This is a genomic window from Salinispora goodfellowii, assembly GCF_059570675.1.
In genome coordinates, this window is record NZ_JCANTD010000073.1 from 1 (window position 1) to 4,506 (window position 4,506).

Sequence of the window (4,506 nt, forward strand, 5' to 3'; positions counted from 1 at the left end):
CTCCGTGCGGGTGATGTAGGCAGCCATCTCCCGGCTGGACCAGTGCGACAGACCAGTCCCGGCCGGCGGGCTCATCCGGGTCAACGCCAACACCCGCGCCCTGATCCGGGCAGGGACCTGCTCCCGCGACCCACCAGGCCGCTGACCGAACAAGCCAGCGGCACCCTCGGCCGCATACCGACCCAACCACAGGTCCACCGTCGGACGCGACACACCGACCAACACCGCGATGTCCTTCTTCAGCCGGCCCTCGGCGTGCCACAACACAATCCGCGCCCGCGTCCCGACCGCAGCCGCCACCTCACCACTGTTGATCAACGCCCGAAGCTCGACCAACTCGTCCGCCGTCAACTCCACCAAGACAGCAGACCACAACCATCACGTAAACACAACAGAATCACGAGACACTAGTCCGGCACTTGATCGGCTGAGCCGGGCACGGCTCTGAAGGACCGTATCCGCGACAGCCCTTTCGGCAAGAGAGGACACCACATGGCAGATCAGGTGACCCTATGGGTGCGTCATGAGAATCGTCCGACCGAGCAACGCACGCCGATCACGCCGCAGGACGCGTGCGCGCTGATCACGAACGGTCTACGGATCCACGTCGAGCCCTCTGCACAGCGGATCTTTCCGGCGTCGATGTATGCCGAGGTAGGCTGCCACGTCGCGCCTGCAGGCAGCTGGGTGGACGCGCCGGCCGACGCGTACATCCTCGGGCTGAAGGAACTGCCAGCTCAGCCGGCCGCGCTGAGGCACCGGCACATCTTCTTCGGTCACGCGTTCAAGGGACAACGCGATAGCAAGAAACTGCTCCGCCGCTTCGCGCTCGGCGGCGGTACGCTGCTGGATCTGGAACACCTCGTAGACGAATCTGGACGTCGGCTCGTCGCCTTCGGATACTGGGCCGGGTACGTCGGCGCCGCCTTGGCCTTACTCCATGCGCGAGGACGGCTGCCCCGCCCACTCTCACCCACGACGAAAGCGGCCCTCGACGCCGCGCTCCGCTCGCCCGACGACGCGGAGATCCAGCGGGTACTCGTGCTCGGTGCACGGGGCCGCTGCGGCAGCGGTGCCTGCGCCGCCGCAGCCGTGGCCGACGCGAAGGTCACCGCGTGGGACGTAGCGGAGACGCGGGCCCTCGATCGGACAACGCTGCTGCGTCACGACATGCTGGTCAACACGATCTTCACCACCGCACCGATTGATTCATTCGTCCGCGTCGAGGACGTGGCAAATCCAGCTCGGCGGCTACATACCATCAGTGACGTCACATGCGACATCACCTCTCCGTGCAACGCGTTGCCAGTCATCCAGTCCGCGACCAGTTGGTCCGACCCGGTCCAGCGCCTGCACGCCGACCCTCCGCTCGACGTCATCGCTATCGACAACCTGCCATCGTTGCTGCCGGTCGAGTCCAGCATTGCCTTCTCCGCCGCCTTATCGCCGCTCTTGGCTCAGCTGGCCGAACTCGGTCCAATCTGGCAACGCTGCCGGGGGGCGTTTGAACGAGCACTTGTCCAGAATGAAGAAAGTGGAGGATTTGCCGATGTCTAAACCGATTCGAGCAAGCGGCACTCTGCACTGGGTCGGTGCAGGCCTGTCCACCGGCAGTGGGCTGCGCGTCTTGGCCAACCGGGCGAACCGCGTGATGTTGTGGGGTCGCCGACCAGATCGGGTTCAGGCCTGCATCGAGCGACTGGGATTACGCGGGCAGGTGCATCCCAACGCCCTCTCCGCTGACGCTCTGGAGTCCGCCGTCGGTCCGGGGGACGTGGTGGTGTCAATGCTGCCGACCACCGAGCATGTCAGCCTGCTGCAGCTGTGCCTGCGCCGCGGAGCGCACTTTGCCTGCTCCAGCTACGTTTCTGAGAGCATCGCCCACCTCGCCATGCAGGCGGCGGAGCGCGGGCTCACGGTCCTGACCGAAGCCGGCCTCGACCCGGGCATCGATCATCTCTTCGCCCACGATCTGATAGCACTGTCTCTCACCGAAACAGGCGACGACCCGGCGGACGCCGTCTTCACCTCGTACTGTGGTGGCATCCCCGAGAAGCCCAACGGGTTCCGGTACCGGTTCAGTTGGGCGCCGCACGGCGTTCTGGCCGCGTTGCGCACCCCAGCGCGCCACATCGAAGGCGGTGCCGAGCGCGTCGTCGATCGGCCCTGGGAGGCCGTTAAACGGCATATCGTTGCAGGCGAAGCGTTCGAGGTGTACCCGAACCGGGACAGCCTGCCGTTCGTCACCCAGTACCACATTCCGCCGAGTTGGCGGCTTCGCCAGTTCGTGCGCGGCACTCTACGCCTCGCCGGATGGCATCAGGCCTGGTCCGAGGTGTTCGACGTACTCGCCGACGAGGACGCGGTAAAGATCCGGGAACTCGCTAACACCCTTGCCGCCCGTTATCCCACGACCAGCATGGATCGGGACCGAGTGGTACTCACCGTGGCGCTCACCCTCAGCGGCGCGACCGGGCGCTCCTGGCACGGAGAGTACCTGCTCGACATGGTTGGCAATGACGCAGAGAGCGCGATGGCCACATGCGTTTCGGTTTCCCTGGCCGTCGGCGTTTGCGAGGTGCTGGACGGACGAACCGGGACTGGTCTGCGCCGCGCCGGCGGCGACACCGCCGAGACCAGCCGCTGGTTGGCGGGCCTGCGTGAGCACGGAATATCTTTCACCCGCCGGATCGAAAGTGACAGAGGCTCCTCCCGGTAGCCCTATCTCTCAGGCTGAGATGAAACAGCCTTCCCGAGTGAGCTAGGCTCGACGTGTAACAGGAAGAGGATCATCGTGACACCACCCCAGCACATCCGGTGAGCAGGGCGGACGGCCGAAGCGTCGGACATTCACCGCGGAGTACAAGCTGCGGATCGTGGCGGAGTACGACGCGGCAAAGCCTCGGGTGAGAGTGTGGCGATCCTGCGCCGGGAAGGCCTCTACCACTCACACGTGCTGAAGTGGCGGGCCGCCCGAGACGCTGGCGCGTTGACGGCTCTGGGCACCCGCAAGAGCCTCGACGCGGCACCTGGCTATCACCCAACAACGTTCGCCGGCAATGGCGCCAAGCCCGCGCAGACACCGACCTCGCCTGGGTCACCCCCCACACCTTCCGCAAGACCGTGGCCACCCTCATCAAGGAAGAAGCAGACACCAAAAGCGCCACAGCACAGCTTGGGCACTCCAGCGAAGACGTCACCGACACGTACTACATCGCCAAGCCCCTCCAAGCACCGGACGTCTCCGACGTCCTCGAGCGGCTCGGCGCTGACCACAGGCGGACGTCCCCACACCGCACGACGCACGACGCACGACGCACGACGATGAACATGGATGACAAACCTGGTTGCCGCCCCCAGTAATCGGGGGGTTTCCGGGGGGCGGTTCACAAACTCATCGAAGAAAGTCGAAGCCCTGACCAGCATCTTCGCTGGTCAGGGCTTCATTTCTGTCGGGACGGCCGGATTCGAACCGACGACCCCTTGACCCCCAGGCAACGATCAGGGCGACTCTACCTGGGCCGACCTCGGCCTACACTGGCGTTCATGTCCGTTGTCGTCCACGGATGTCCGGCCAAGTACACCCCGATCGTCACCCTGTTAGTCACTCAACCACCAGGGTCCCGGTAGTGATCAATCAGCACCATCGGAGCTGCCACAAGCCCGCGCGGTCGGACTGAACGCCGACATTCCCTTGCGAGGTACAAAATTAGGCCTGAGGGTTGCGGCAACAGGCCAGCCAGCCTCTTGCGCAACATCACTAATCATAGACGTCAACTTCCTAAATTCTTGCCAGAATGCCAAGAATAAGAAAATAAAGAAAATCAGCATAACCCAGATGTAGAGCACAACCGCAAGCCGAGGGACCCCATTCCTCAAATAAAAGAGGAATGCACCGGATATGAGGATTGCAATCTGGGCGAACAGGGTTAAGAGTAGCGAGGCCACACTACGAAGAACGGATACGATGAAAGCCCGTTGATTGCTGGCGAACCACTTGACCAGCGCCTCATGCTCAACCGCTCTCCGCGTTAGGCGACTCCTCCATTCATCCGAACGCCTCGCGAACAGCATCTGCAGATGGGGAGATGCCAGGTTAACTAAAATCCCGACGGGAATGGAGGCCAAAATTCCAAGCCAAAAGAATGCGACGGGTTCCAAACTCCACTCCCCTTCCATAGATTGATCTACCGATAGAAATCTACAGCACCCCGTCGAGCTGCAACGCCCTCCTTCCGGAGTGCCATCCCGTCTGCCGTCGACCCGCCCTCCTGGGGAGCGGGCCTCCGCCCGGCCCGCCACGTCAAGACGGCCTTGACGCACGGTCGGACGCTGGCGGGTCGGGTGGTGGTCTGCTCGGCTCGCCCGGGTCGTCGGCTGGCGGGATGGCCCTGCGCAACCACCCACGAGCCCGCAACCCGCCCACGAAGCCCCGGCCATCTCGGAGCCGGAGCGCCCCCGCCGGAGGCGCGGTAGCCGCCACCAGGCCGCCACCGTGACCCGCCG

General features: G+C 64.3%; 5 protein-coding genes. 3 read left to right on the top strand and 2 right to left on the bottom strand.

All coding sequences use genetic code 11. The annotated features are described in order from the left end of the window. Positions 1-357: helix-turn-helix domain-containing protein (locus T398_RS26515; RefSeq protein ID WP_496450536.1), on the bottom strand; the 357-nt coding region annotated here is incomplete at its 3' end. Positions 358-492: 135 nt separating this feature from the next. Between T398_RS26515 and T398_RS26520 the strand changes: the two genes are divergently transcribed. The 3 genes from T398_RS26520 to T398_RS26530 all read left to right on the top strand — a co-directional run bounded on the left by T398_RS26520 (position 493) and on the right by T398_RS26530 (position 3,363). Then, a complete protein-coding gene (locus T398_RS26520) occupies positions 493-1,557 on the top strand; it encodes a saccharopine dehydrogenase (RefSeq protein WP_496450537.1) in 1,065 nt (354 codons plus the stop codon). Continuing rightward, the gene (locus T398_RS26525; protein WP_496450538.1) at positions 1,550-2,719 is read left to right on the top strand and encodes a saccharopine dehydrogenase family protein; all 1,170 of its coding nucleotides are present in this window, start codon (positions 1,550-1,552) and stop codon (positions 2,717-2,719) included. The genes T398_RS26520 and T398_RS26525 overlap by 8 nt, the downstream gene beginning before the upstream one ends. Before the next feature lie 242 nt (positions 2,720-2,961). Then, the gene (locus T398_RS26530; protein WP_496450539.1) at positions 2,962-3,363 is read left to right on the top strand and encodes a tyrosine-type recombinase/integrase; all 402 of its coding nucleotides are present in this window, start codon (positions 2,962-2,964) and stop codon (positions 3,361-3,363) included. A 270-nt stretch (positions 3,364-3,633) separates the two neighbouring features. On the opposite strand, the gene T398_RS26535 is transcribed toward T398_RS26530, so the two are convergent. Beyond that, positions 3,634-4,161, bottom strand: a complete 528-nt coding sequence (locus T398_RS26535; protein ID WP_496450540.1) for a hypothetical protein — start codon at positions 4,159-4,161, stop codon at positions 3,634-3,636. Positions 4,162-4,506: the final 345 nt, after the last annotated feature.